Source organism: Faecalibacterium sp. BCRC 81149 (genome assembly GCF_022750605.1).
Lineage (GTDB): Bacteria > Bacillota > Clostridia > Oscillospirales > Ruminococcaceae > Faecalibacterium > Faecalibacterium duncaniae.
This window is the reverse complement of record NZ_QXJA01000021.1, coordinates 1-25267: the sequence shown is the minus strand read 5'-3', so window position 1 is coordinate 25267 and position 25267 is coordinate 1. Positions and strand designations below refer to the sequence as shown.

Below are 25267 nucleotides of genomic sequence, written 5' to 3'. Positions count from 1 at the left end.
AGATTATATCCACCTGTAAATCCGACTTTTCCATCAATAACTGTTATTTTTCTATGATCACGATTGTTCAAAAACAGATTTAAACCTGGCATAAACGGATTGAATACACGGCAATGAATTCCTATTGCCTCCATTTTTTTCACAAAATCTGTGTTAATAAAGCCTATAGAACCCATATCATCGTAGAATACTCTAACTTCCACACCTGCTTTTACTCGCTCTTCCAGAACATCTTGAATCTTATGCCATGCTTCAGCGTCTTCTATCGCATGATATTCCATAAAGATAAACTTTTGTGCTTTCTCCAAATCCTTAAGCTGTGCCTCTAATCCTTTCACTGCTTCATCAAAATACACAATATCCGTATTCTGATAGATTGGATACTGCGAATTTCTTTGTATATAACTTGCAATATTTCCTGCCTTCGGAATCGTTTCGTTTATTCTGTTTAAGCACTCCTGATTATCGGAAAGCATTGGTAACAATTTGCTATCAATTTCTGCATATCGCTCACGCATTTTATGTGTGCCGCCATTCAAACCAATCAATAAATATAGGCCTACACCCATAATTGGGAAAATTAAAATTAATATAACCCAAGGCATTTTCATGGAAGATGTCTTATCTGATGCATACAATCCCAAAACTAAAATTCCACTTAAAATCCTTGTAAATAGATTTATGATTTCTGCATATTCATTTAAGCGTGTTACAATAGTAATAATAAAAACTACTTCTAGAAGAATGCAGACTATGGAAAAACACAATCGTTTTACTCCGTTTTTTGTTTTCGCTTTTCCTTCTAAAGTATCTTGTTTCATATATATTCCAACCTTTCTACTCGATCAAATTTCTGCTTAAATTTCGTGGAACATACCAATTTTGTCTTTTATTCTCTGCATTTCATTATCTGCTTCAATGATAGCTTTTGCAGAATGAAGTAATTCTTCACTTATCTCATCATAGCCAGGCATTTCTTCAATTCCTTTTTTATAGCGAAGTTGATGTTCCAATGTTGCCCAGAAATCCATACCATTGGTTCGAATCTGTAATTCTACACGCATAGGTGTTTTACCCTTAGCAAAAAATACTGGTATTTCAACAATCATATGATAGCTTCGATAACCATTCGATTTTGGATTTTTTATATAATCTTTTATTTCAATAACTTTAATATCATCCTGTTGGGTAATCAAATCTGATATCATATAAATATCGTCAATAAACGCACAAACTATTCGAACGCCTGCTACATCATTGAGATATGTCTGTATATTTTCTGTTGTAAATTCATATCCCATCTTCTGCAGTTTATTGTAAATACTATTGGGCTTCTTAATTCTTGTTTTTATAAAAGAAATAGGATTTCGATTGTTCTCAACTGAAAATTCATCATCCAAAGCCTCAAGTTTAGTTTGTATCTCCCGAATAGCACAACGATACATCATCATTAAATTATAAAATTTTGTAGCATTATTTAAAAACTGTAGTGATTCCGGACTGTCCATCCTGAGTTTTTTTACTTCATCTTTTGTCATGGAACTTTCCTTTCTACCTCATCCCTGATTTCAAAACATTATTTATTTTGATAGTTGATTCGTTCTCCTTGAATTACTGGATAACAAATCATTTTATCACTATCCAGATTTTCTACATGCATATCTACTGCACTGATCTGATGGTTTTCATAAGTATTGTAATAATACCATCCTTATGGCAGACCGTGGTTACGAAAGTTTTAATACCTTTGCACACCTGATCCGGAAGGGAATGTATTTCGTTATCCGCATGAAAGCGTTCCCGGTAATGCTTGTTCATCTTTTTCGGCGAGCCGGTATAGGTGAGCAGCCACTGCTTGCCCTTTCTGTCATTTTCTTTGCCATTTGCGGAATCTCCTGGATTTTTTGCTGATGACTTTGGTTTGCGCTTCTTCGGTGCCGTCAGCTCATAGCTCAAAGAAAGCAGGTCTTTGATGGCATCATCCAGTTCTGGTTTGCCAAGCTGAATACTGAGCCATTTTTCCTTGTTCATGTGATAGGCCGGAAAATAGCCGTCCTGCCCACGAAGAGAGCCGATCAGCAGCGGATCACTTTTCACATTAAGGACATCAACGATGCCTGCTTCCGGCAGTCCCAACTTATCAGCAGATACTTCCAGAACTACACCATACCATTTATTATTGTCATTGTGCCGCAACACCGCATTCCAGTCATGCCAGGGGTATTCCGGCTCTGTGCCGTACTGCTGGCGTATCCATATAAATAATTCTTGTCGTGTCATCTCTTATAACAGCTCACTTGCATCTTAAATTTTCTCTACAATCGCGTTTACATACAAGTCCGTCATATTTTCGCTCAATATATTATTCCGAATACTTCTTGAAATTCTCTGCTTGTTCCAAAACCTCTTTGTAAACATCATCAATGGTTACCGGAGGATAATCAAACTCATCCAGAAGCAAAATCAGGTCAACTTGCAAATTTGCCTTAATATCATCACGGGTAGACCAGTCAGTGTACTTAGCTTTATCATCGACAATGACCTTAATCCTTTTCGACAATTCGATCATCTTATCGTCCGGGTACTCGAACTCGTACTTCTTAGCAACCGCCTTGAGGATGTCATAGAATGCTTTTTCTTCATAGTCAATTCCCATGCCCTTGAAGGAATCTTTTTCCTTTTTAAGTTCTTCAAGGAGCTTCGCAAGCTGCTCTGCCACATCGTCAAGGACTTCGTTAGCGAAAGCTTCATCACGACGGCGATTATTGTACTCATCAACAACCCGCTTGAGGCGGTCCGAGAACTCCATGCCCATAATGCGGTTGACTTTTTTATACTCATCAATCGCTTGAGAAAGAAGCCTCTGCAATACCTTAATTTTCGTGTTTGGAAGCTGGATTGCATTGATCTTATCCAGATACTCATCGCTGAAAATATCAACTGAGATATGCTTTCCGGTTTCAAACAGCTCCTCTATACCATCAGATTGAATTGCCCCCTCAAGAAGTTCACGGACGCGGGCATTCATTTGTGAAATGTCGGGGGCATCACCCTTAGTGAGTTTGAAAAGAATAGAACGCACAGCACAATAGAAGTGCAGATAGTCCTTCTCTCTATCGGAAATTGCATCGCTGGAACTGCATAGATTGAACGCTTGCTTCATACGCTTGACAGCAGCCATAAAGCGAGTTTCCAAATCTTCCGTAAGCTGGACATACTCAACAGCACGGTTGAGGCAAGCAAGCTGCTCTTTCGGTGATCCGTTGAAGTAATCCGTACTATTGAAGTTGCGGAACATCTGTGCCAAAACATCAAGCTGGTCTTTGACAATCGTGACAGACTGTTCGACACCTTCAAACTCATCGGTTTCAAAGTTGGTGTACTTCTTGAGGGCGAGATTCATGTTTTTCTTGATACCGATATAGTCCACAATCAAGCCCTTGTCCTTTCCGGTATAGACACGGTTGACACGGGAAATTGTCTGAATAAGGGTATGCTGCTGGATTGGCTTGTCGATGTAAATTGTGTCAAGTGCCGGTACATCAAAGCCAGTCAGCCACATATCAACGACAATTGCAATTTTGAAGTTGGATTTAACGTTCTTAAACTGGCGGTCAAACTCCTTGCGATCATCCTTCGTTCCCAGCATTTCATAAAGCTCTGGCTCGTCATCTTTATTTCGCGTCATGATGAGCTTGATCTTCTCGATGGGCTTGAGTTCCTTTTTCTCTTTTTCCGTCAGTTGAACCCCGTCAGGGCAAACCTTTTTCTCTGCCCATTCCGGTCTCATTCCAACTATAATCTGATAAAAAGCGTATGCAATCTTGCGATTAGAGCAGACAAACATTGCTTTTCCTGCGACCGTAGCTCCTTCGGCAACGCGGGTCTCATAGTGGTTAATGAAGTCCTCCGCAACTGCATGAAGTCGGTCAGGATCACCGATGATCGCATCAATATGAGCAACCGCCTTCTGGCTTTCCTCAATCTGATGCTCATTTGCACCTTCAACAGCACAACGGTCATAATAATCTTCAATTTCCCGAACCTTTGCCTGATCAAGAGTAACCCGTGCAGCGCGTCCGTCGTAGACAAGGTTGACTGTGATACCGTCTTTGACCGCCTCTGTCATTGTGTAGGCATCGACAACTGGACCGAAGACTTCAATCGTACCATCCACGGGCGTACCGGTGAAACCGACATAGGTTGCATTAGGTAGAGAGTCATGTAGGTATTTCGCAAACCCATAGGTTCGCTCTACACCTTCAGCAGTGACCTTGACTTTTTGATCGAGGTTTATCTGACTACGGTGCGCCTCATCGGATATGCAGATCACATTTGCTCTATCGGTCAGAAGCTCCAAGTCCTCGGTGAACTTCTGGATAGTGGTCATGTACACACCGCCGCTTGTTCTGCCTTGAAGTTCCTGACGCAGTTTTTCGCGGGAATCAATGCTCACAACGGTTTCGTCACCAATGTACTTTTTGGATGCTACAAACTGTTTTGAAAGCTGGTCATCCAAATCAGTTCGGTCGGTAATAATCAGGATTGTAGGGCTATGGAAGAAGGTACTCTTCATAAGCATTCTGGTGAGGAAGAGCATGGTGTAGCTTTTTCCGCAGCCTGTCGCACCAAAGTAAGTGCCGCCCTTGCCGTCGCCTTCCGGTCTGAGATGCGCCTTGATATTCTCAAACAGCTTGACCGCAGCAAAATACTGAGGATATCGGCAAACAATCTTAAGATCTTTATCTGAGCTATCAGGGAAATAGACAAAATCCTTGATAACCGCCAAGAGCCGTTCTTTGCGGAATAGTCCACTCACCATAGTTACAAGGGAATTGATGCCATCCAATTCCTTATCGTCAGCCTCAATCTTTCTCCACGCATAGAAAAAGTCATACGGAGAAAAGAAGGAACCGTATTTATTATTTGCACCATCGCTTATGACGATGAAGGCATTATACTTGAATAGTTCAGGAATATCACGGCGATAACGCACGGTGAGCTGAGTATAGGCGTCCATGATCGTTGTATTTTCTTTGACTGCGCTCTTGAACTCAAGCACAACAACAGGAATACCATTGATGAAGACAATCCCGTCAGGTATGCGTAGCTGGTTGTTGATGCCTTCAATTTCAAATTGATTGACGATCTTGAACACGTTTTTCTCCGGCTCATCGAAGTCGATCAGCTCAATATAAAGGTCCTTCTTTGTGTGATCCTCGCGGTTGAAGATGAAGCCGTCACAAATCATTTTGCAGACAGCTTTGTTTGCCTCGTAGATCGTGCCGGAAATAGACCTCAGGCGAAGGATGATGCTATCAGCTTCACTTGGGGTAAGCCCTTCTGTGGCATACCTATTCAAGAGGTACTTCCGCAGATCGTCGATAAGCAGAACCTCAGAGCGTTCACGATGAATCTGCTCACCATTCAAATAGATATATCCTTCATCCTGAAACAACTCCATAATGGACATTTCAAGAGAATGCTCATTGAAGTTCGCCATTATCATTTCCCCCTAACCGCCTCTGCATTTCTGCTTCAAAGGCTTTTTCTCTTTGCTGGAAGTCATACTCCTGATACTTCAATCCCAAACGTGTCAGCATGAGTGTACCTTCCCAGTCATCAATGTTCGAGTATTGCGTTGCATGGTTTACGTCAGTGAGAACGCCGAGAATCAGACCCGTACAATCGAGTGCAAAGTCTATCATTTCCTGCACATCCGGATATAAAATAGGATGACGGTCTGTCAGGTTTTCATTGCTCAATATACGCTGTTCATCGTTGTGGGCATAGAGCTTATTCCGTTGCATTCGGATATTCTCTCTTTTTTTCTTAGCGCGCAGAACCGTTTCTGATACAAGGCTAAAAACTCAGGAAAAGTCAAATCAACCTGAACAGGGATAGTTTCAGCATCTGGAGCATCAAATATAGCAAAAAGATGTCTGCTCATCTCGACATGTTCCTTAAAAAAGAGTTCCTCCTGTGGTTTTAGCTGGTGCTGATATGGGATTTGATAGGAATACGTTGTCCCCTCATGTTCCACGGTCATTGTTTCTCTGTACTCAGGAAATAGGTCTTGGTTTTCCGCGCATTTTGCAAGGAGGGTTCCAATGGACACGACTCCATTTGAGCTATCATACAGTTTGGCAATCTCCATAAAGCAGGCTTTCATCAAAGCTCCGTGGATCGTTTGATAGAACGCTGGTGACAACTTCATTTCTTCCGCGTATTCATGCTGGTTCTTTCGATACTGCTGCAAGATGAGGTAATAGGCTTTTGCGTCAAAAGCTCCTTGATGAAGCTCTTCGGCAATTTTGATCAGCGTATCCTTATCCATTTTTATCCCTCCCTTCGTAGATAAATGATAATTTAGAGGCGCAAACACAGGCTCTTTTTGATGAACTCTTCCTTCGGGATGGAATGCCTGATTGCACTCTCAGCGAAATTGCTAATGTGAATCCAACTCGAACATTGTCAAAAGGCTGCATCGCTAAATGCTATGATATGTCCTGCCTTCCGACTCGTGGCTGCATCCCAGAAGGCGGCGAAATGAAAGCCTATAATGGCGGTGTCCGGTTCCAAAATGGCGACACCCTAATTGCGCGTATTACTCCTTGCCTCGAAAATGGCAAGGCAGCGTATATTAACATCCTCAATGACAAAGAGGTTGCTTTCGGATCCACGGAGTACATTGTGTTTTCTCCGGTTGATACGATGCCATCTTCATTTTACTATTTTTTAATCCGAAGCAAGAAGTTTCGGACTTTCGCATTACAATACATGAACGGTTCGAGTGGACGTCAGCGAGTATCAGGCGATGAACTTGCCGCGTTCCCTTTGACCAAGCCGTCGCACGAAGCACTTTCTCGGTTTGATATGGTTGCAAAACCTGTTTTGGAACAGTTTAAGGTGGCTTCCCTGGAAATCAACCGCTTGAATGCGCTTCAACAGCTTATTATAGCTTCAATCTCAAGCCGCTAAATTATCATTTAACCGCCGCTTTAGTTCGATACGTTCTGTGATGGTCTGATACGCCCTCACAATGCTACGTTGCTTATCAATAGAGGGAACAGGCAGTTCCACTTTGCAAAGTTCATCCCAGTCAAAGATTTCTCTAACACTTCCGTGAGACATATATCTGGCGTAGCGATCAAACTCCGGTCTGCTAAACCAAAGCATAAGGTATTCTGGATCAAGCTCATTCTTATTCACAACCTCAAACACGGTATATGAACTTGAAATAATGCAGTCCTTATCTCGTAAAAGGGCAATTGAAATCTTTTCGCCATTCCGAGACGTAACAGGGCCGTATGCAAATTGCCCAGTACGAATAATCTTATAGTTCGACAAGTCTGTTCCAACAATATTCGCAATGGAGGGAATAAATTGCTTGCTGATGCTGACACCAAGCAAATAATCAACTCTCAAATCCCTGTTTCGTTCGTCAACCGGCTGAATGAAATCTCCAAGCAACCTATATCCTTCTTTCATTGTGACACCTCACCCTATGTATTTTCTGTGTGCCAGCTTGACATTTTGCTGTTTGACCATAGCGTAGTGCATAGTCGTGTCGATTTTCTGATGTCCTAAGAGCTGCTGGACTTGCTCTATGGGCATTCCTTTGTCTATGGCTGATGTTGCCAATGTTCTTCGGAACTTATGTGGATGGACACGAGGCAAATTTAGCCTTTTTCCAAGTTCTCGAAGCCGTCTTTCTACACCGCCGATTTGCAAACGGTCATGCGGTGCGGTCAGCGAGACAAGCAACGCTGAACAGGTGTCTGTGCGGCTTTCCAGATAGTTTTGGAGATGGATTTTTGTCCTAGCATCGAAATAAACGATCCGTTCCTTACTTCCTTTTCCGAAAACAACGCATTCCCGTTCATTGAAGTTGATGTCATCACGGTTAAGGGCAACCATCTCACCAACACGCATTCCAGAGGACGCAAGAAGGTCTATCATCGCAAGATCGCGGACATTGCAGCAGTTGTCCCGCATGATTTCCAATGCCTCATCGGTGTAGGTTTCCTTGATCACCTTTGCCGTTTTTACTTTGTGAATCCGGCGTACCGGACTTTTCACGATGTAGTCCTCATCCTCAAGCCACGAAAAGTAGCTGGACAGGATGCGGCGGATATTATCTATCGTGATCTTGCTTGACTTACGGTTTGTCTGATACTCTGTTAGGTACTTTCGCAAGTCCTCAGTTACGATCTCTTGTGGCTCTTTGTCAATGCCGGATAGCATTGACACAATGGTCTGACGGTAATAGCTCAAGGTTTTTTCTGAGCAGCCTTCAATGCGTTTTGCGTTGATGAAACAGACAACCGTGTCGACCTTTGCGCTTTCTACCATGCCCGCGCTGTAACTTAGCTCTACGCCACTCAGCACCCCTTCAAGGACGCTTTGAAGTTGTTTTAACTGTGCGTTGTTCAGAAACGGAAGCATCTGACGCTGCACTTCTTGAATCAGTTGTTTTTTCATTGTCGTATCTCCTTTGTTTATTCTCAGAGAACGACTTTTCAGTGGCAGTTCTTAGGGTAAAACTCTCGCCACTGGTGAGAGTAATGGACGGTAAATGATAATTTAGCGGCTTAACTAACCAGACGGCTAAGTAGCAGCTCCCTAATCGTTTCGAGCTTCCGTATTTCTTTCTCGTTGTTCAACTTTCCAGCAAACAGAGGATGAACAACAGAGTTGAATCTATCCAGAACCTCACTATCAGGGATGGTAATTGGAAAGCTCTTCAAGTTTGCTTGATTGATTTTGGGCTGGGCAGCTCCCGTAACAATTGGTGACATATTTGTGTTGGACAAAAAGAGGTACAGGCTATCTTCGGTGAATCCAGCTTTACCTTTTAGAATGTGAGCGTGGTTGTTTGCCCAGAACTTCCCAATTATATGTTGCAAAAGAGGATGTCCACTATCGTCAACGACATAAATGCCGTCTTCACTCAAAAGAAGGTACTCGCCGTCAAAGATGTAATCATCCACATAGTCTACTATTGAAACTGCACCATAATAAGGATATATACGCGCCATGTCTGCCCGTTCTAACGAAGAGAGCGGTTTCCGCATTGAGTCAAAGAACTCGGCAATTTCATCTACGCTTCCAACCCTCCATGAAATTGGGCAGTTTCCGCCAAACGGTTTATACTCAACAAACCACGCTTTGTAAACTGCTTGCGCAGTCGCAAGCAAATTATCATTTTCCGATCTTTTTAAAGCAATGCGGTCGGTGATTGCACGGTAGGACTCGACGATTTCACATTGTCTCGCGTAGGAAGGAACAGGGAGCTTTATACGGCAAAAATCATCCCATGTAATTCCGCCTCGAACACTGCCGTCCGTCATGAACCAGCACTCGCGATCAAACTCCGGTCTGCGAAACCACATCATCAAATACTCTTCATTCAAGATGTCGCGATCAATAATCTCAAACATGAAATATGCCGGAGATACTATTGCGGGGCTACCTTTCTCATAGAGCGCAATCGGAAGACGTTCATCGCGTCCAACGTGCATTGGGTTACAGGCAAACAGTCCCTTGCTGATTAGCTTATACCGGCTCAAATCTGTGCCAATTACATTTGCGACGGAAGGTATAAACTCTTTGTCGATGCTTATGCCAAGAACAGTGCTGGTGACTTCCTCGGAGTTCCGATAATCAACAAGCTGAATATGTTTACCAAGGGGTTCATAATTCGATTTCATAGCCCAGCTCCTTAAACACGGTCAACAGGTCAGCCTTCGACTTCTCTTCTGCAACAAGCAGATCACGAAGCTCGCTTTGCAGCATCTTCATTTTCGTATCAAAGTCGATATTCTCATCACGGTTTACAAACTCAATGTAACGGCTCGGAACAAGGGTAAAACCCTTCTCTGCAACCTCATCAAAAGATGCGCTGTAACAAAACTCAGGCACATTCTGATAAGTTTCTTCATAGCCTTCCTGCTGCCATGCGTGGTAAACGCTCGTGACCTTCGCACGGTCTTCTTCTGTCAGTTCAATGTACTTCTTTTCATAGGGGCTTCCCATTTGCCGCAAGTCCATGAAAAGAATCTCCCGCTCACGGTTACGGAAGCGTTTTACCTCGCTATTTTCTTCAACCACACGAGCCTTTTTGTTCTTATTCAGAATCCAAAGCGTAACGCTGATGTCAGTGGTGTAGAAGAGGTTTCGGGGAAGGATGATGATTGCTTCAACGAGATTGTTCTCGATGAGCTGACGGCGGATTTTCAGCTCTGTGCCATCGTCAGAGAGTGCACCGTTTGCAAGCAGGAACCCAGCAACACCGTTCTGAGATAGCTTTGAAACGATGTTCAGAATCCAGCCATAGTTTGCATTGCTCGTGGGTGGAACTTCATAGCCGTCCCAGCGCGGATCATCAGTCAGCTCATTATCACCACGCCATTCTTTCTGGTTAAAAGGCGGGTTTGCCATAATGTAATCTGCCTTGAGGTCCTTGTGCTGGTCATTGGTGAATGTGTTCGCTGCCATTTCTCCAAGGTTTGCAGAGATGCCGCGGATAGCCAGATTCATTTTGCACAGCTTATACGTTGTGTTTGTATACTCCTGACCGTAGATAGAGACCTTCTTCTTGTTGCCGTGATGTGCCTCCACGAACTTCATTGACTGCACAAACATACCGCCAGAACCGCAGCAAGGGTCATAGAGAATGCCATCATATGGTTCAATCATTTCTGCAATCAAATTGACAATGCACTTCGGCGTATAGAACTCGCCCTTGCCTTTGCCTTCCGCAAGTGCAAACTTGCTCAGGAAGTATTCGTAAACCCGCCCGATAATGTCATTCTCTTTATCGCCCGTGTTGATCTTATCAATCTCGTCCAGCAGTGATGCCAGCTTTGCTGTGTCGATGTGAAGACGTGAGTAGTAGTTGTCCGGCAGTGCGCCTTTCAGTGCGGGATTCGCTTTCTCAATCGTATAGAGGGCGGTGTCAATTTTTAACGCAATGTCATCCTGTTTCGCATTCTCCATGATAAAAGACCAACGGCTGATCTCAGGCAGGAAGAACACGTTGTCCTTCGTATAGAAGGCAACATTGTCAACAAACTTCTCACCGTATTTTTCAGAAATAGCTTTCCTTTGTGCCTCAAACTTATCACTGGCAAACTTCAAGAAGAAAAGACTGAGAACGACGTGTTTGTATTCTGCTGGCTCAACAGAACCACGGAGTTTATCTGCGGACTTCCACAGAGCTTCCTCCATAGAAATTTCTTTCTTAGGTTTAGATGCAGCTCGCGCCATATTGATTTCTCCAATTCATTTTAATATATCTCGCATTCATATACACTACTTTGTAAATATCAGTTTTCGAGGTTTTTGCATAATAATCCAGTTAATATTATAGACTTATCAGCGAACAAAGTCAATTTAGAACCACTCTTCTGCAAGCAGGGCTTTCGTGACACGAAAGCGATTTTCTGCTTGTTGGGGAATCTCCCCAATCCCCATAGAACGCTGCCTGCGGCATCGGGCTGCGCATCCGTTCCGGATGCTTTAACGGCAGTTCCTGCCAAAGAAAAAAGCCCGGTGCAGAATGAGCATTACGCCCACACTGCACCGGACATTCCATCATCGACTGCTTTGTCTATTTTCTTCTTCCTGCCGAACTTCCTGCTCATGCAACTGCTCTTTTTTCTGCTCATCCTCTTTCAGGATTTCTTGCACAATCTTCTGAGCCACAAGCCAATCCTGCATTTCCGATTTGGTCTTGCGGTACTCTGCATAGGAGCTTTTCTTTCGTTCCAGAAGCATCGCATACTCTGCGTTCAGCTCGCTGATGCGCGGGAGCTTTTTGTCAGAACCGTTCTCTTTCTTATAGGCATCAAACGCCTTTTTCGCTGCGCTGCGTAAGGCCAGCGTATCCCGATGGGCTTCATAGAACTCTCGATTGTAGCCGGATGCCTTATACGCAGCGAAAATATCTTTTGTTTTGGCATAATTGATTAGATGCTTCCGCAACACTGACACTTCCGACATCCGTGCCTCATCTGCCTTTACAGATTCCAGCAACGCATCACATTTTTCAGAAATTCCATCTGCCTTTTCTTTCAGTTCTGCATAACTCTTGATTCCATGCTCCTCCATGAACATCATAGCTTTTGCCATTTGCTTCAGATTAAAGACTTTCGCCCAGCGCGCATACCCTGCGCCTTTGCCCGCCTGCATTTTGGCACGGATATCAATAAGGAACGACAACTCCGCCTTCTGATGTACCTGCGCCGACCGTGCGCTTGTGCGGTTTTTCTCTGCAAATTTACTTTTATGAACCGCGTTCCCGGCAATCACTTCGCAGAGTTCTTCAACCGAATATCCTTTGCCAAGAGAGCGGAAACGAGCAAATCTGGCGTGGCCTTTCCCCCGCAGGGCAGGCTGTTTTCCATCTTTATACTCGTACCCTGCTTCCTGCAAAATTTCAATCAGTTCCCGGAAGTCTTTTGGTTTTCTTGCCAATGCTGCATCAATGGCCTCGCAGATTTCATCCCGCTGCGATTTTTTCTCCGGGTATTCCGTTCTCTTCTTCCGCTCTGCATAGGGCTTCCGGATAATGACCGATAACCGGTGTTCCAGGCAGACGATATCACTGAGCCTTGCCAGTGCAAGACCGGATAAGCGAAAATCTCGGAATTTTCTGGTGCAGTCCAATGTAGTCGAATTAAAAATAATATGGTTATGAATGTGCGCACGATCAACATGGGTAGCCACGATAAATGCATGTTTTCCCTTTGTGAATCGCATGGCCGTCTCATATCCAACCTTGTTTGCCTCCTCTGGTGTGATTTCTCCTGGCTTAAAGGATTGCCGAATCTGATATGCAATCACATCATGCGCCTGGGTTCTTCCCGTGATATGCTCATACTGCCGTTTGGAAAGTAGGAATTCTTCATCACAGGTCTTTGCGTCACAGGCATACGCGCTGATATATTTTCCATCTTCCGTCTTTGCTGCATTCTCAGTATAATCAGTACGGTCAGCCAGACACTGCGCCACCGTCTTTCCTTTATTAATATGCAGCGCAATTAGTCTTGTAGCCGCCATTTTCATATTTCTCCATCTAAAAAGAGCTACCCGAAGGCAGCTCTTACCAATCTACTATTCTCATTTTAACATCCGTTCCCGGTCATAAGCCCCCTGCAAATAAACGGCCTGCTTGATGATTTCTTCCATATCGAAATAGACGCACATAATGCTTTCGTACAGCTTCCACACATTAGATTCGCTGCCTCCCACCATTTCCATCAGCTGGTCTTCCATCTTCGATTGCTCAGACTGTTTTTCCTGATAAGCTGTCTCTTCCACAAAATGATTCTCTCCATCTGTTTCCTCGTACCGTAAATCATAATAATCTTTCATAAACTGAATATCCATCTAATCCCTCCTGAACTCAAATTGTCAAAACATCCTCTACACACTCGCACAGCCGTTCCATCAGTTCCATGATGCCGCCCGCACCAACCGCAGCTGCGAACAGCCCCATCTCAATCAGGGTCAGCAGGAACACATCCGTCCAGCTCGCCCGAACCACCGAATAGATACCGCAGCCAAGAACAAACAGCATAACCGGCGAAAGCACCCACAGGGATAGCTGCATCAGCAGATTCCAGATAAAGCATAGAAATCGCAGCAGAAACGCAACCGGCAGCAAGAGGATTTTCAGCACCAGCTTCAACAAAAAACATACGATCTTCATGGATTTCACCCCTTCGTTTTTCTTTTCATCTTCATTTTACTGTACCCGCTTGCCAAACACCACGATGTCAATAGGGAGACCCGCAAAAATATGTAACGGCACAGACAGTTTCATCTGTGCCATGTGCTGTAAAAATCCCGCACGTTTGCGCTGTCAGCGAATACCGGAAAGCCTCTTCAGGATCAGCTTCTGCATCTCCCAGAGTTCATCCAGCCGCTTCTGCAAATCCCGGATATCCTCCGCATAGATGCTTCCGGATTCATTGGCTCGTTTTGCGTACTGGTTCAGGTTGTTGCTGCATCGGCGAAGAAGAGTGGATACCTGCGCCACATCCGACAAATCAAGATTCACGCAGTACCCGTCCATCGCCATTTTTCTCATATAGGCACCGGTGTTCCGAATACCCAATTCCTTCTGCTTTTCACGAATCCTTGCCAGCTCTTCCGGATTTACCCGGACGTTGATCCAGTGTTCCCGAACACTCATAGTGCCACCTCCTCATCATCTCGATGTGCCATCGGCGGAATGCGACCGGCACGGTCACGTAGCTCTGCCAGGACAGACGGTTTTTCCGTTGTTCTCTCACGGTCAGGATCATCATTTCCACGGTCATCCATATTCAGCAGTGCGTCCAGTTCTGCCAGTCTTGCACTCTTTTCTGCCAGTTCTGCCTCCTGGGGAAATGGCTTTCCAAGCTCGGCCTGCGCCGCTTCCTGCTGGCTCCTAAGATTGTCCAACTGCTGTTCCGTCTTTTCCAGCCTTGCTGGAATCCCGGCAAGAGCATTGTCCAGACGCTGGATATTGCCAGCAGCACTGGTGCCGATGGGCACTCGGTGGGTCATCTCGCCTTTCAGCAGCACCTGATACTCTTTCTGGAAGCTGTCAAATGACAACTCCATCTTGAAACCGCGATAGCTGCCAAGCGGCACTGGCTCCAAACTCTGATTGGTTTTACAGATTGCGAGGATTGCTTCACCGGCCTCTGCTTTTTCAGTAAAGCGTGTGTCATTTACTTCCATGCCGCAGAACCCTTCTTCCGGCAGCGGATGTGCCGCCACCGTCCGAATATCCGACTGAAAGCCCTTGATGAACCCCTGCGTTTTTTCAATCTCCGCAGGGAAATATTTCATCAGCTTATCCTCCAATCGGTACTGCTGGCTCTGATGGTCTGCCTTCAATACTTTCAGCCTTGCAACATCCACATCCAAATCCATTTTCTCCTTAATCTGCGGGTCTCCTGCACAAAGTGCTTTGATCTCCGCATAGGAAAGAGCCTGCTCATCTACATCATCACAGGAACGTACCGGAGATTTGCTGGTCATGATCTGGCTGATAAACTTCTGCTTATTCTCCAGTGTCTGATAGAGATAAGCGTCAAAGGTTCCTTCCGTCACATACTGATAAACCTGCACCTCTTTGTTTCGGTTTCCCTGACGGATGATACGACCATTTCGCTGGGTCATGTCCGCAGGCCGCCAGCCCACATCCAGATGATGCACGGCCACCAGCCTGTCCTGCACGTTCGTGCCTGCGCCCATCTTCTGTGTCGAACCTAACAACACCCGAACCTGTCCGGTACGGACTTTGGCAAACAAATCTTTCTTTTTTGCCTCGGTATCAGCATCATGGATAAATGCGATTTCTTCCTCCGGCACACCGGACTGGATAAGTTTAGCGCGGATATCCTCATAGACATTGAAGGTTCCATCGTTCTTCGGTGTGCTGAGGTCGCAGAACAGCAGCTGGGTCAGCTTATCCGACTGTCCTTCCTCATAAATCCGAAGCACATTCCGCACACAGGCGTTGAGCTTGCTGTTGGGGTCATCCGGCAGAAGCGGATTCATCAGCCGCTGATCCAGTCCCAGCTTTCTGCCGTCCGATGTGATTTTCAGCATGTTATCGACCGACGGGTCTACCACGCCGGAATGTACAGCCGCCGCCCGTTCCGAAAGCTCCGCCACCATCGCCTGCTGATGCTCCGAAGGCTGCACTACCACGGTTTCAAACTTCGCCTCCGGTACCGGCAGATGCAGCTGATCGGAAGTCTTGATATCCGCCACTTCCTTGAACATGTTCATCAGCTCCGGCAGGTTGAAGAATTTTGCAAATCTTGTTCTTGCCCGGTATCCGGTTCCTTCTGGTGCCAGCTCAATGGCCGTGGTGGTCTCACCAAAGGTAGAAGCCCAGCTGTCGAAATGGGTCAGCCCTTTCTGCTGCAACGTGCCGTACTGGAGATACCGCATCATGGTGTAAAGCTCCGTCATGCTGTTGCTGACCGGGGTGCCGGTCGCAAAAATGATGCCGCGCCCGCCTGTCAGCTCGTCCATATATTGGCACTTCATAAACATATCCGAAGATTTCTGCGCTTCCGATGTGGACAAGCCCGCAACATTGCGCATTTTTGTGTAGAGGAACAGGTTCTTGAACGCGTGTGCCTCGTCTACGAACAGCCGGTCTACGCCCAGCTGCTCAAAGGTAATCACATCGTCTTTTCGGTCGGTTGCCCGGAGTTTCTCCAATCTCGCCTCCAATCCTTTCCGGGTCTTTTCCATCTGTTTGATGGAGAAACGCTCGCCATTCTGGGATTTCATCTCAGCAATAGCATTTTCGATTTCATCAATCTGGGCAGTCAAAATCCGCTCCTGCCGTTCTGCGGACACCGGGATTTTCTCAAACTGAGAATGCCCGATGATAACTGCATCGTAATCGCCAGTGGCAATTCGTGCGCAGAACTTTTTTCTGCGGGCAGTCTCAAAGTCCTTTTTGCTTGCCACCAGCAGTTTTGCACTCGGATACAGGCGTAGGAACTCGTTTGCCCACTGAAGGGTCAAATGATTCGGAACGACAAACATGGATTTCTGGCACAGTCCCAGCCGCTTTGCCTCCATAGCAGAAGCTGCCATCTCGAAGGTCTTACCGGCACCTACCTCGTGGGCCAGCAGCGTATTGCCGCCGTACAGCACATGAGCAATGGCATTCTGCTGATGTTCACGCAGCCGGATCTCCGGATTCATACCGCCAAAGCGGATATGAGAACCATCGTACTCACGAGGACGGGTACTGTTGAACAGCTCGTTATACTTTTCCACCAGTTCCGCACGGCGATAAGGGTCTTTCCACACCCAATTCTGGAACGCATCCTTAATGGCCTGCTGTTTCTGCTGGGCGAGGGTGGTCTCCTTTTTATTCAGAACTCGCTTTTGCTTACCGTCTGCATCCTCCACGGTATCGTAGATACGAATATCCCGCAGATTTAGCGTATCCTCTAAAATCCGGTAGGCATTGGCACGGCTGGTGCCGTAGGTCATATAGGCATGGACATCGTTCCGGCTCGGTGTACTCTTGCCGGTAATCTGCCATTCTGCCGTCATGGGAGAGAATTTCACTTCAATATTTCGGCGCAGATAGAACGGCGGTTCAAAGGTTTCTTCCATAAACTGCTGGATATAATCCCGATTGACCCATGTGGCACCAAGACGCACATCAATCTCCGAAGCATCCAGGTCTTTTGGCTGTGCCTTCTTCAAATATTCCGCGTTCACCGCAAAGGCAGGGTCAGAGGCCGCAGCCAACTCTGCCACACGGAGCTTTTCCCGGACATTGCCGGACAGATATTCATCAGCTGTTACCCAGCCGGTTTCCTCGCTGCCCTGCGTCATCGGGTCTTTGAAAATGACACCATGCAGTTCCTGCTGGATTTTTTCATATTCCCCTGGTGTACCTAAAAGCTCCGACATATAGGGCAAATCCACTCTGCCGCGCTCTCCAATGGAGATTGCCAGAGCTTCAGCCGGAGTATCCACGCTGGTAACAGCCCGTTCCGGTCGAATCGTCCGTTTGGTGAACATATCCGCCTTGGATTCCAGCCTGCCGTTTTCATCCACATTTTCCAGAGAGCAGAGCAGATAATAAGACGAATCTTCCGAAAAAGCCTGTGCATTTGCACGGGAATTGATAAGCCCATACTGATCGGCGAATCGGTCATAGGCTACATTCAGTTCCCGCTGTTTCTGGGCAATCGCTTCCTCCTGGTAATCGTTCAACTGATAGTCGATCAGTTCCTGCACAATGGTGCGAAGCTCCACCATGCCTTTGATCCTGCCGGTGGCTGTCGCAGAAAGGTCAGCCTTCCGCATGATGCTGTTCTCACGGAAGTAGACATCCCCATCCACTACGGCATAGGAGAAGTTCTTGACATTGGGGTCTGCCGGAATAGTTTCGCCCTGCAAGGACAACTCCTCCTCCGGTGCCAGCTCCTGTGCTTCATAATGACCGCCGATGTGCTGCACCGCCTCATGCAGCTGGTCTCCCAGATCCGCACCTGGAATCGGAATGACCGTACATTCTTCCTTGCTGTACTGGGTACTTTCCGTTGTAATCTCACCCAGCACCATTTCCGGGTGGTCAACAAAGTAGCCGTTGAGGGTAATACCCTCCGATGTCAGCCCCAGATGCACCCAATCCGGTTCGATATCAATGGGATGGTCTCTCTTTTGCAGGAAAATGATATCCGACACCACATCCGTACCGGCATTGGCACGGAATGCGTTGTTGGGAAGTCGGATAGCTCCCAGCAATTCTGCCCGCTGCGCCAGATACTTTCGTGCGTCCGGATTTTTGGAATCCATCGTATAGCGGCTGGTAACAAAGGCCACGATACCACCGGGCCGAACCTGATCCAGTGCCTTGGCAAAGAAATAGTTGTGGATAGAAAATCCGAGTTTATCATATGGCTTATCGCTGACACGGTAGTTGCCAAAAGGCACATTGCCCACGGCCAGATCATAAAAATCACGCCGGTCGGTGGTCTCAAAGCCTGCCACCTTGATTTCTGCCTGCGGATACAGCTTTTGCGCAATACGCCCGGTGATGGAATCCAGTTCCACACCATAGAGCCTGCTCCCCAGCATGGAATCCGGCAGCATACCGAAGAAGTTGCCGACACCCATCGACGGTTCCAGAATATTGCCTTTCTCAAATCCCATACTGTCCAATGCCTCATAGATTGCACGGATCACGGTAGGGCTGGTGTAATGCGCATTCAGAGTCGAAGCCCTGGCTGCGGCATATTCTTCTTCCGTAAGAGCTGCTTTCAGCTCCTTATATTCGCCTGTCCAGGCAGTTTTCTCTGCGTCAAAGGCATCTGCCAGCCCACCCCAGCCGACATAATTGGCCAGCGTTTCCTGTTCTTCCGGTGTCGCATCCCTATGCTGATTTTCTAAGGCTTTCAGCGTGTAGATGGCATCCATGTTGGCACGGAATTTCTGCTTAGGACTGCCTTCGCCGAGGTGAAAGCTGTTGATGCGGTAGTTCTCCGCATGTTTTGCTTCATGCCCTGCCCGGAACGCTTCTTCTTTTCCAGAATTCAGATCAACCACCAGATTGTGCAGGTGAACATTTTCCTCATGCCCCAAAATTCTTGCCAGATTTTCCTTGCTTTCCGAGCGGAAGATCGGATACACGGAATCCGGGTCCCGAAGTTCCACATCGAAAAGCCCGACTTTTTCAATCGTAAATGCCTTTCCGTCCAGATACAGCGTATCTCCAACGCGATAATCCGGCTGCACCGGAGCTGCGGGTTCTGGCTGCACAGTTGCAGGCTCTTTTTCAGCCTCCATGTTCCTGCCGCGAATCTCCTGCAACGCCTCTGATGCACTCACATAATCGGCAAATGTCTGCACTTTTCCGTCCGAATATCCGTAATACTCTTCTTTGACATAATCCCAGATGGCAAACGCATCTTTAGAATCCGGAAAGTTCTCGCCGGTCATTGTGACCACAAACCGTTCATCCGGTGCATAGCCAGACTCTCTGGAAAGTTCGCTGGCGTGTTCCTGCATTTCCAGTACCAGAGGATCTGTCTCTGCGTGAGCCGATTCCTGTACTTCTTCGGATTCCACATCTGGGAATGGAATGTCCTGCTGCAAATTCTGCTTGCTCTGTTCAACATAGAGCCAGTCTTTTGCTTCCCGTTCCTGAACTTTTTCAATCAACTGCTGGCGGTAGGTCTCTGCCTCCCATTCGCTGGTAAACTCTTCGCTGACACCATCCGGCTCCACATGAATGCCGTCCTGAATATCATCCCAGACCGCATAACCATCGTCTGTCTCCATCACGGTAAACCGCTGTGGTGCCGCCAGTTCACTCCGGGCATATACATCCGCAGCCGTATTCAGCATGTTGTCCACATGCTCATTTCCGGTATCGTAGCGTTCCGGTGGCGTTGGCGGAAACACATGGGCGGCAGTCGGCATAGGAAGCGGCGCGCCGTATTCCTGCTCCAGCTTCCGATACTCTTCCATTTCCAGCGCGGTCAGGTACTGATCATTTTCCACAAGCCGGTCTAACCGCTTATCCACCGCCGACCATGTGAGTCGCACTTCCCGGTCATGGTCATAATTGCGAAGCAGAATACCTCTTCCGTTATAATCGGCAAAACCGCGACTGCCATCCATAAAGGTATAGCTGTGGCCACCGAGACCGTATTCCGCTTTCAAGAATGCAGCTCGTTCTTTTGCGTCCCCTTGCTGCTGATACAGCGCATAAATACGGATCTTTCCGCCTTCAAAATTGGAGCCTGTCCGCAGCATCCGGTCGATTTCATCCTCAGAAATAACAAAAGCGGAGGGCTTTTCGCTCTCCGCTTCTTTGGCTGCATTTTCTGCCGCCGCATCAATTTTCTGAATCTGCTCTGCTTCGGACTGAAACAGACTCATGAAGTTTAACTGTTGATAAGTTCCGTCAGAATGACTTCCTCTGCCTGCGCTTTCAGCATGTTCATGTGCTGCACCCAGGCCATCTGGTTCAATTTCTTGTCCGGTGCCGGATTCGCTTTCAGAAGATCCGCCATCATCTGCTCCATCCGTGCGGTCGCGGTCTCCTGAATCTCCCACAGGTGCGGGTACAGCTTCTCGGTCAGGATCAGGTGATTGTACAGCAGCGTGTTGTTCTCCTGCAGAAACGCTCTGCGCATCCTCCCGTACTTGCCCAGGGGCTTCTGTTCCTGCACCGACAACTGGATGTCCGGAATCAGGTAATCGCCGTTCTTCGTGTAATTCAGCTCCATCATAGTTTTGGCTCCTTTCTGCCTGCTTATCTCTTTCATAGGTTCGGATCGTGCGTTCAATTTCCCGGAAGATCTGGCTGGACATTTCGCTGACCGCAGTTCCCAGCACATTGGCGGCAGCCTGCGTATTAAAATCAAAGATGTCCAGAAAATCCTCGTGCTCAAAATAGTCATCTGCATTGCCCACCGTCCGGGTAAAGACGGAATATGCGATGCTGACAGCGGCAGCTCTCTTAAAGGAAGCTCCGATGTTGAGTTCATCATATCCTTCCAGATAGGAATCTGCAACGATGTCACTGATCTGCCTGCGGTTTTCCTCCCAGTAATCCCTTGCAAGGCGTTCTGCCGCTTCCATGATATGATTTTCCAGAGACCCAGCACCGGCAGAAACATCAAATGCTGCATCCAGTGCGCGAATGATTGGCTGCTCATGCTCCGCATTCATTTTCCAGAGCTGTACCGGTCGGGAATTCTTCCGTTCTCCGGTATCTGCCACATCAAATACATACCGCAGTTTCGGCTGCTCGCCGCGCATGTCCAAAAGAGCAATGCCCTTGGAGCCACGCTTCACATAGCGGTTCATCCGATCATTCCAGAGATCGTACTCTGCACAGGCCGTCGCTTCTGGTCTCTGCTTATAGATCATCAGCTGCTCCGCAAAAGGATACTTATAAAGCCGTGCGGATGTGGTCAGAAACGCTGTCCACTGCTCTTTGCTGCCAGTGATCTGTGCCGCAGCTTCCTGCGCCATCTGCATATAATAAGCCGTTTTCGTCATCATCTGTCTTTTTCCTCCTCTCCTTTATTCGTCCGGATACAAATCCAGTGCCTCATATTCTGCATCCGTCATCTCTGCCAGTTTTGCAAGCAGCGAGGCCGTCCACCTGCGCAGGTTTCTGTCTCTGCCCGTCAGACTTTTTTGCATCTTTTGAAGCTCTTCGATCAGCCCTGTCCGTGTGCCAGGGCTGTAAAGCATCATGAGCATCCATTCGTCATCCGTAAAACGCATTTATAACTCCTTTTCTTCGCAGCACCTGCGAGGCGGCGCAGGCGGCACAGCCTCCTGCTTTTCCTTCAGCTGATCCAGAACCGATGCTTTCTCCACCGGTTCTTCCTTCTTTCCGTTATTGATTACGCCGTCAATCATGCCGTAATCGTCCTCCATCGCCATTTCTGCGGCTTTCAGGTAGTTCTCCGGTTTCAAAAATCCGGGCAGTTCCTGGAAGCCGATGGAATCCACATAGTGACAGCTTACAACACCATTCTGCCGTAAAGCCACGATGTCAGACACAGAAAGACTATGACCAGTAAAATCATCAGGGCGGGAAACATTGAATTTCGCATACAGTTCCTCTAACATCGTATTCTGATCCTTGTAGGGAAGAAGCGGAGCCGTATAAACCACCTCATAATGGTCAATATCCGGTTCCAGCCCCATCCGTTCCAGTTCGCGCATAGACGAAAAGCGTTCATATACCGTATCCTCGCTGCGGCGAAGCTGCAAAATCGCATACTGGTCGGTAGTACTGTCGAGAAATGCCATCATTCTTTCGTCCGGTGCCTGCGTTCCATGCACTTCATCCCATTTTTCAATTCTTGCCATCGTTCATTTCTCCCTTCTCCATAAACGGCAGGCCGTTTTCCTTTGCTTCCTGCCGCTGCTGTTCCCGCCGCTTTTCACTATAAGGCGGTCGGATACCGACGCAGCGTTTCGGAATCGTATAAGTGACCGACCCATGCTCCCGGTGCTCCAAAATAAACTGCTCCGGATACTGTTTTCGCAGTTCCCGAAGCTTCTTAATCAGGCGGCTGTCATGGGTATAAATGCTGGCGGTATCCAGTTCATTATCAAAATTGATGACGGTTTCCTGCTCTGCCTTCGTAAGCTTGTATTTCATCGCTCTGCCTCCTTCGCCTTGGCAGCTTTCACCGGCGTATCCGTTCTGGAAGACAAATCCGAGAGTTTACCCAGCACAGATTCCCGTCTGCTGATTTCCGCTTCCTCTGCACGATCACAAAGTTCATCATAGTCAATCCGCGTCATGGTGCGGCCACCGAACCCATAATCCGAAAGAATCTGGTCTCTGGCTGCATTCATGCTGATTTCCGGGTTGTCGATCTGTCCACCGTCAATTTCCGTAAAGTCCTTATGATATAAGGTATAGTCGTAACCGTCCTCACAGGTCTGAATGGCAAGAAAGCCCTTGCCTCCCAAATCCCATGCACTGCGTTCTTCCGTAATCAGCGGCTCCGGGCGGCATGTACCACCGCCGCGTTCCAGCATTTCTGCCAGCTGACAGATGTGCAAAACATCATACCCCAGGCGCAAATGATATTCGTCCATATATTCGCAGCGAGCTGAGAACTTCCGGTTCGGATACTCGATCTCCACTGCACTGCCATCCGGAATTTTGAACCGATCCTCGTAGTTGCTGGTGATAAACCGGATATTTTTTGCATTCTCCAGCTCAGGATCAGCCTTTTTCATCTGCCAGAGAACCTTTCTGCCGCCGCGTACCTGCTCCAGCATCTCCGGAGCTACCGGCGCAACGGCAAGACCGTCAAGCTGGGAAATCTTCTGAAGTGCTACCACCCTTGCGCTTTCTTCCAGCGTAGAAGACGGCTGTTTATCCAACACATCCCAGCCAATGTGTCCCTCGGTGGTCTGCACCTTGCTGTCCATATCAAAGCAATGGAATTCCACGCCGTCCTGCTTTTCCTGCAAGGAAAGCAGCGCAGCATTATCCACCAAATAAGCTGCATTCATCATTTTCATGCTCATTTTTTACCTCCAAACTCCAGCTTAAATGCTGCTGCACCGTCCTCGCCAGTCTCTACATGAACGGTTGTGTCATAGTAACGTCCAGACTTCTTGGAATAGCAGTGGGTAAGCCGTGCTTTTCCCTGATTTACCAGTTGCTTTGCCAGTTCCTCTGTCATCTGCTTTCCCAGTGTCTGAAAGAACCTGTTTTCCTTCCAGAGTGCAAATTTACAGTTCTTATCCCTGCAAAACCATCCATTTGCCGTTTCACAAACATCACTGCCGCAGGCGGGGCAGGAACCAATGACTTTGCATTCCGGCTGCATCAGGACATTGGCACCTTTCACAGCCTCGTAGGTTTTTACAAGTCCGCTGACCATGCTGCTGATTTCTCCCATAAAGGCATCGCTGTCATACTCGCCGTGTTCTATTTTCAGCAGTTTTACCTCCCAGTCTGCCGTCATGGATGGAGACTGAATCTGTTCCGGCACCACCGTCACCAGCGCATTTCCCTTGTCCGTAGAACAAAGGTATTTCGTTTTCTTATCGCCCCTGCGCTCGATAAAGCCTTTCTGTACCAGTTTTTCGATGATGGCAGCGCGTGTAGCTGGTGTGCCGATGCCTTTTCGCTCTACACCAGCCGGAAATTCATCCGAGCTGGCACTTTCCATCGCTGAAAGCAGAAGATCTTCGGTAAACCTCTTGGGTGGGCTGGTCTTGCCTTCTTTCAGATCGACACCGGCAAGTTCCAATGTCATGCCTTCCGAAAGCTCCGGAAGATCACCTGCCTCCGCATTCTTCTCAGCATCTTCAACCGGCTTTCCTGCATATTGCCTCCAGCCCATATCCGTGACTGTTTTGCCTTTCGTGCGGAACTTCTGACCGGCACACTCCGCTTCTACTATGGTTTCTGCATAGTGGCAGGGTGTTCCGACCGCACAAATCAGCCGCACCGCCAGCAGAGTAAGAATCGCTTGTTCTCCACTGGGAAGCGAGGAAATGTCATAACCCGCCGCTGTTTTTGTAGGGATAATGGCATGGTGATCGGTGACTTTCTTAGAATTGATGACCTGCGCTGCATTCACCGGTGCCGGTACATCCGCCTGAATCTGAAAGCTCTGCTGGATCACAGAAACAAGTTCCGGCACCAGCGGTGCCATATCATCCGTCAGATACCGGCTGTCGGTACGGGGATATGTCACGAGTTTCTTCTCGTACAGAGCCTGTGTGTAATCCAGGGTCTGCTGGGCAGTGAATCCCAGCTGCCGATTTGCTTCTCTCTGAAGTGATGTCAGATCAAACAAGGCCGGGGGCTTCTCTGATTTTTCTTTCTGCTCTACCTTGGTAATGATGGCACTTCCTGCCTGGCAACACTCTGCCACCAGTTTTTCTGCTTCTGCTTTTTCTTTCATTCGCTCACCGCCCGCTTGAAAATCCCGAAATTTTAATTCTGCCGAGTAGAACGGCTCCGGCTTGAACGCCCGGATTGCTGCATCTCGCATAACCACCATCGCAAGCGTTGGTGTCATCACGCGCCCCACATTCAGGGTCTGCCCATACAGACATGAAAAAAGCCGGGTGGCGTTGATTCCGACAATCCAGTCGGCTCGCTCCCGGCATAAAGCCGCCTCATATAAGGCATCATATTCTGTTCCCGGTCTGAGCTTCTGAAAGCCTTCCCGGATAGCACTGTCCTCCATTGATGAAATCCAAAGCCGTTCCA

General features: G+C 47.4%; 20 protein-coding genes and 2 pseudogenes. 1 reads left to right on the top strand and 21 read right to left on the bottom strand.

Going from position 1 to position 25267, the window contains the following annotated elements; genetic code table 11:
• The 6 genes and pseudogenes from D3F01_RS14885 to D3F01_RS14860 all read right to left on the bottom strand — a co-directional run.
• Nucleotides 1-821, bottom strand: an 821-nt coding sequence (locus tag D3F01_RS14885) for a PLDc N-terminal domain-containing protein (protein WP_242889447.1), incomplete at its 3' end; no start/stop codon positions are given.
• 36 nt (nt 822-857) lie between these two features.
• The gene (locus tag D3F01_RS14880; RefSeq protein WP_242889444.1) at nt 858-1538 is read right to left on the bottom strand and encodes a GTP pyrophosphokinase family protein; all 681 of its coding nucleotides are present in this window, start codon (nt 1536-1538) and stop codon (nt 858-860) included.
• Nucleotides 1539-1576: 38 nt separating this feature from the next.
• A pseudogene (locus tag D3F01_RS14875) lies at nt 1577-1711 on the bottom strand (linear amide C-N hydrolase); the annotation flags it as partial.
• The gene (locus tag D3F01_RS14870) at nt 1663-2280 is read right to left on the bottom strand and encodes an MmcQ/YjbR family DNA-binding protein (RefSeq protein ID WP_242889442.1); all 618 of its coding nucleotides are present in this window, start codon (nt 2278-2280) and stop codon (nt 1663-1665) included. The pseudogene D3F01_RS14875 and the gene D3F01_RS14870, both read right to left, overlap by 49 nt.
• 82 nt (nt 2281-2362) lie before the next feature.
• Nucleotides 2363-5503: a type I restriction endonuclease subunit R gene (locus tag D3F01_RS14865; protein WP_117526382.1), complete on the bottom strand. Its 3141-nt coding sequence runs from the start codon at nt 5501-5503 to the stop codon at nt 2363-2365.
• Nucleotides 5487-6337 (bottom strand): annotated as a pseudogene (locus D3F01_RS14860) (hypothetical protein). The gene D3F01_RS14865 and the pseudogene D3F01_RS14860 overlap by 17 nt, the downstream one beginning before the upstream one ends.
• Nucleotides 6338-6420: 83 nt before the next feature.
• Here D3F01_RS14860 and D3F01_RS14855 point away from each other — a divergent pair.
• Nucleotides 6421-6981 (top strand): restriction endonuclease subunit S, encoded by a 561-nt coding sequence (locus tag D3F01_RS14855; RefSeq protein WP_330622207.1) that lies wholly within the window; start codon nt 6421-6423, stop codon nt 6979-6981.
• On the opposite strand, the gene D3F01_RS14850 is transcribed toward D3F01_RS14855, so the two are convergent.
• The 15 genes from D3F01_RS14850 to D3F01_RS14780 all read right to left on the bottom strand — a co-directional run.
• Nucleotides 6970-7491, bottom strand: coding sequence for a restriction endonuclease subunit S (locus D3F01_RS14850; RefSeq protein WP_117526379.1), 522 nt, complete (start codon nt 7489-7491; stop codon nt 6970-6972). The genes D3F01_RS14855 and D3F01_RS14850 overlap by 12 nt on opposite strands.
• 9 nt (nt 7492-7500) lie before the next feature.
• Entirely contained in the window at nt 7501-8484 is a 984-nt protein-coding gene (xerA, locus tag D3F01_RS14845; protein WP_242889440.1) for a site-specific tyrosine recombinase/integron integrase, read from the bottom strand.
• 110 nt (nt 8485-8594) lie between these two features.
• Nucleotides 8595-9713: a restriction endonuclease subunit S gene (locus D3F01_RS14840; protein ID WP_117526377.1), complete on the bottom strand. Its 1119-nt coding sequence runs from the start codon at nt 9711-9713 to the stop codon at nt 8595-8597.
• The gene (locus tag D3F01_RS14835; protein ID WP_117526376.1) at nt 9697-11271 is read right to left on the bottom strand and encodes a class I SAM-dependent DNA methyltransferase; all 1575 of its coding nucleotides are present in this window, start codon (nt 11269-11271) and stop codon (nt 9697-9699) included. Before D3F01_RS14835 ends, D3F01_RS14840 begins: the two co-directional genes overlap by 17 nt.
• Nucleotides 11272-11598: 327 nt before the next feature.
• On the bottom strand, nt 11599-13071 hold the full coding sequence (locus D3F01_RS14830) for a relaxase/mobilization nuclease domain-containing protein (protein WP_117526375.1): 1473 nt from the start codon (nt 13069-13071) through the stop codon (nt 11599-11601).
• A 54-nt stretch (nt 13072-13125) separates the two neighbouring features.
• Nucleotides 13126-13395, bottom strand: coding sequence for a hypothetical protein (locus tag D3F01_RS14825; RefSeq protein ID WP_008396502.1), 270 nt, complete (start codon nt 13393-13395; stop codon nt 13126-13128).
• 16 nt (nt 13396-13411) lie between these two features.
• Nucleotides 13412-13717 carry a hypothetical protein gene (locus tag D3F01_RS14820; RefSeq protein WP_112120970.1) on the bottom strand — a complete coding sequence of 102 codons (306 nt, stop codon included), beginning with the start codon at nt 13715-13717 and terminating at the stop codon, nt 13412-13414.
• Between the two features lie 153 nt (nt 13718-13870).
• Nucleotides 13871-14203: a plasmid mobilization relaxosome protein MobC gene (mobC, locus tag D3F01_RS14815; RefSeq protein WP_002576391.1), complete on the bottom strand. Its 333-nt coding sequence runs from the start codon at nt 14201-14203 to the stop codon at nt 13871-13873.
• Entirely contained in the window at nt 14200-19830 is a 5631-nt protein-coding gene (locus D3F01_RS14810; RefSeq protein ID WP_242889450.1) for an SNF2-related protein, read from the bottom strand. Before D3F01_RS14810 ends, mobC begins: the two co-directional genes overlap by 4 nt.
• A gap of 608 nt (nt 19831-20438) precedes the next feature.
• Nucleotides 20439-20783, bottom strand: a complete 345-nt coding sequence (locus D3F01_RS14805) for a TnpV protein (RefSeq protein ID WP_227612692.1) — start codon at nt 20781-20783, stop codon at nt 20439-20441.
• Between the two features lie 802 nt (nt 20784-21585).
• The gene (locus D3F01_RS14800) at nt 21586-21792 is read right to left on the bottom strand and encodes a transposon-transfer assisting family protein (protein ID WP_005929883.1); all 207 of its coding nucleotides are present in this window, start codon (nt 21790-21792) and stop codon (nt 21586-21588) included.
• Entirely contained in the window at nt 21793-22386 is a 594-nt protein-coding gene (locus tag D3F01_RS14795) for a YodL domain-containing protein (protein WP_117526373.1), read from the bottom strand. It lies immediately after the preceding gene.
• Nucleotides 22373-22681: a hypothetical protein gene (locus D3F01_RS14790; RefSeq protein WP_008396497.1), complete on the bottom strand. Its 309-nt coding sequence runs from the start codon at nt 22679-22681 to the stop codon at nt 22373-22375. Before D3F01_RS14790 ends, D3F01_RS14795 begins: the two co-directional genes overlap by 14 nt.
• A complete protein-coding gene (locus D3F01_RS14785; RefSeq protein WP_117526372.1) occupies nt 22678-23565 on the bottom strand; it encodes an LPD16 domain-containing protein in 888 nt (295 codons plus the stop codon). The genes D3F01_RS14790 and D3F01_RS14785 overlap by 4 nt, the downstream gene beginning before the upstream one ends.
• Nucleotides 23562-25267, bottom strand: a 1706-nt coding sequence (locus tag D3F01_RS14780; RefSeq protein ID WP_242889438.1) for a DNA topoisomerase, incomplete at its 5' end; no start/stop codon positions are given. The genes D3F01_RS14780 and D3F01_RS14785, both read right to left, overlap by 4 nt.

Bases quoted from the DNA above. Each gene is read 5' to 3' on its own strand.
- D3F01_RS14880 (WP_242889444.1), bottom strand. From the start codon at position 1,538: ATGACAAAAGATGAAGTAAAAAAACTCAGGATGGACAGTCCGGAATCA.
- D3F01_RS14870 (WP_242889442.1), bottom strand. From the start codon at position 2,280: ATGACACGACAAGAATTATTTATATGGATACGCCAGCAGTACGGCACA.
- D3F01_RS14865 (WP_117526382.1), bottom strand. From the start codon at position 5,503: ATGGCGAACTTCAATGAGCATTCTCTTGAAATGTCCATTATGGAGTTG.
- D3F01_RS14855 (WP_330622207.1), top strand. From the start codon at position 6,421: ATGCCTGATTGCACTCTCAGCGAAATTGCTAATGTGAATCCAACTCGA.
- D3F01_RS14850 (WP_117526379.1), bottom strand. From the start codon at position 7,491: ATGAAAGAAGGATATAGGTTGCTTGGAGATTTCATTCAGCCGGTTGAC.
- xerA (WP_242889440.1), bottom strand. From the start codon at position 8,484: ATGAAAAAACAACTGATTCAAGAAGTGCAGCGTCAGATGCTTCCGTTT.
- D3F01_RS14840 (WP_117526377.1), bottom strand. From the start codon at position 9,713: ATGAAATCGAATTATGAACCCCTTGGTAAACATATTCAGCTTGTTGAT.
- D3F01_RS14835 (WP_117526376.1), bottom strand. From the start codon at position 11,271: ATGGCGCGAGCTGCATCTAAACCTAAGAAAGAAATTTCTATGGAGGAA.
- D3F01_RS14830 (WP_117526375.1), bottom strand. From the start codon at position 13,071: ATGAAAATGGCGGCTACAAGACTAATTGCGCTGCATATTAATAAAGGA.
- D3F01_RS14825 (WP_008396502.1), bottom strand. From the start codon at position 13,395: ATGGATATTCAGTTTATGAAAGATTATTATGATTTACGGTACGAGGAA.
- D3F01_RS14820 (WP_112120970.1), bottom strand. From the start codon at position 13,717: ATGAAGATCGTATGTTTTTTGTTGAAGCTGGTGCTGAAAATCCTCTTG.
- mobC (WP_002576391.1), bottom strand. From the start codon at position 14,203: ATGAGTGTTCGGGAACACTGGATCAACGTCCGGGTAAATCCGGAAGAG.
- D3F01_RS14810 (WP_242889450.1), bottom strand. From the start codon at position 19,830: ATGGAGACAGACGATGGTTATGCGGTCTGGGATGATATTCAGGACGGC.
- D3F01_RS14805 (WP_227612692.1), bottom strand. From the start codon at position 20,783: ATGGAGCTGAATTACACGAAGAACGGCGATTACCTGATTCCGGACATC.
- D3F01_RS14800 (WP_005929883.1), bottom strand. From the start codon at position 21,792: ATGCGTTTTACGGATGACGAATGGATGCTCATGATGCTTTACAGCCCT.
- D3F01_RS14795 (WP_117526373.1), bottom strand. From the start codon at position 22,386: ATGGCAAGAATTGAAAAATGGGATGAAGTGCATGGAACGCAGGCACCG.
- D3F01_RS14790 (WP_008396497.1), bottom strand. From the start codon at position 22,681: ATGAAATACAAGCTTACGAAGGCAGAGCAGGAAACCGTCATCAATTTT.
- D3F01_RS14785 (WP_117526372.1), bottom strand. From the start codon at position 23,565: ATGAGCATGAAAATGATGAATGCAGCTTATTTGGTGGATAATGCTGCG.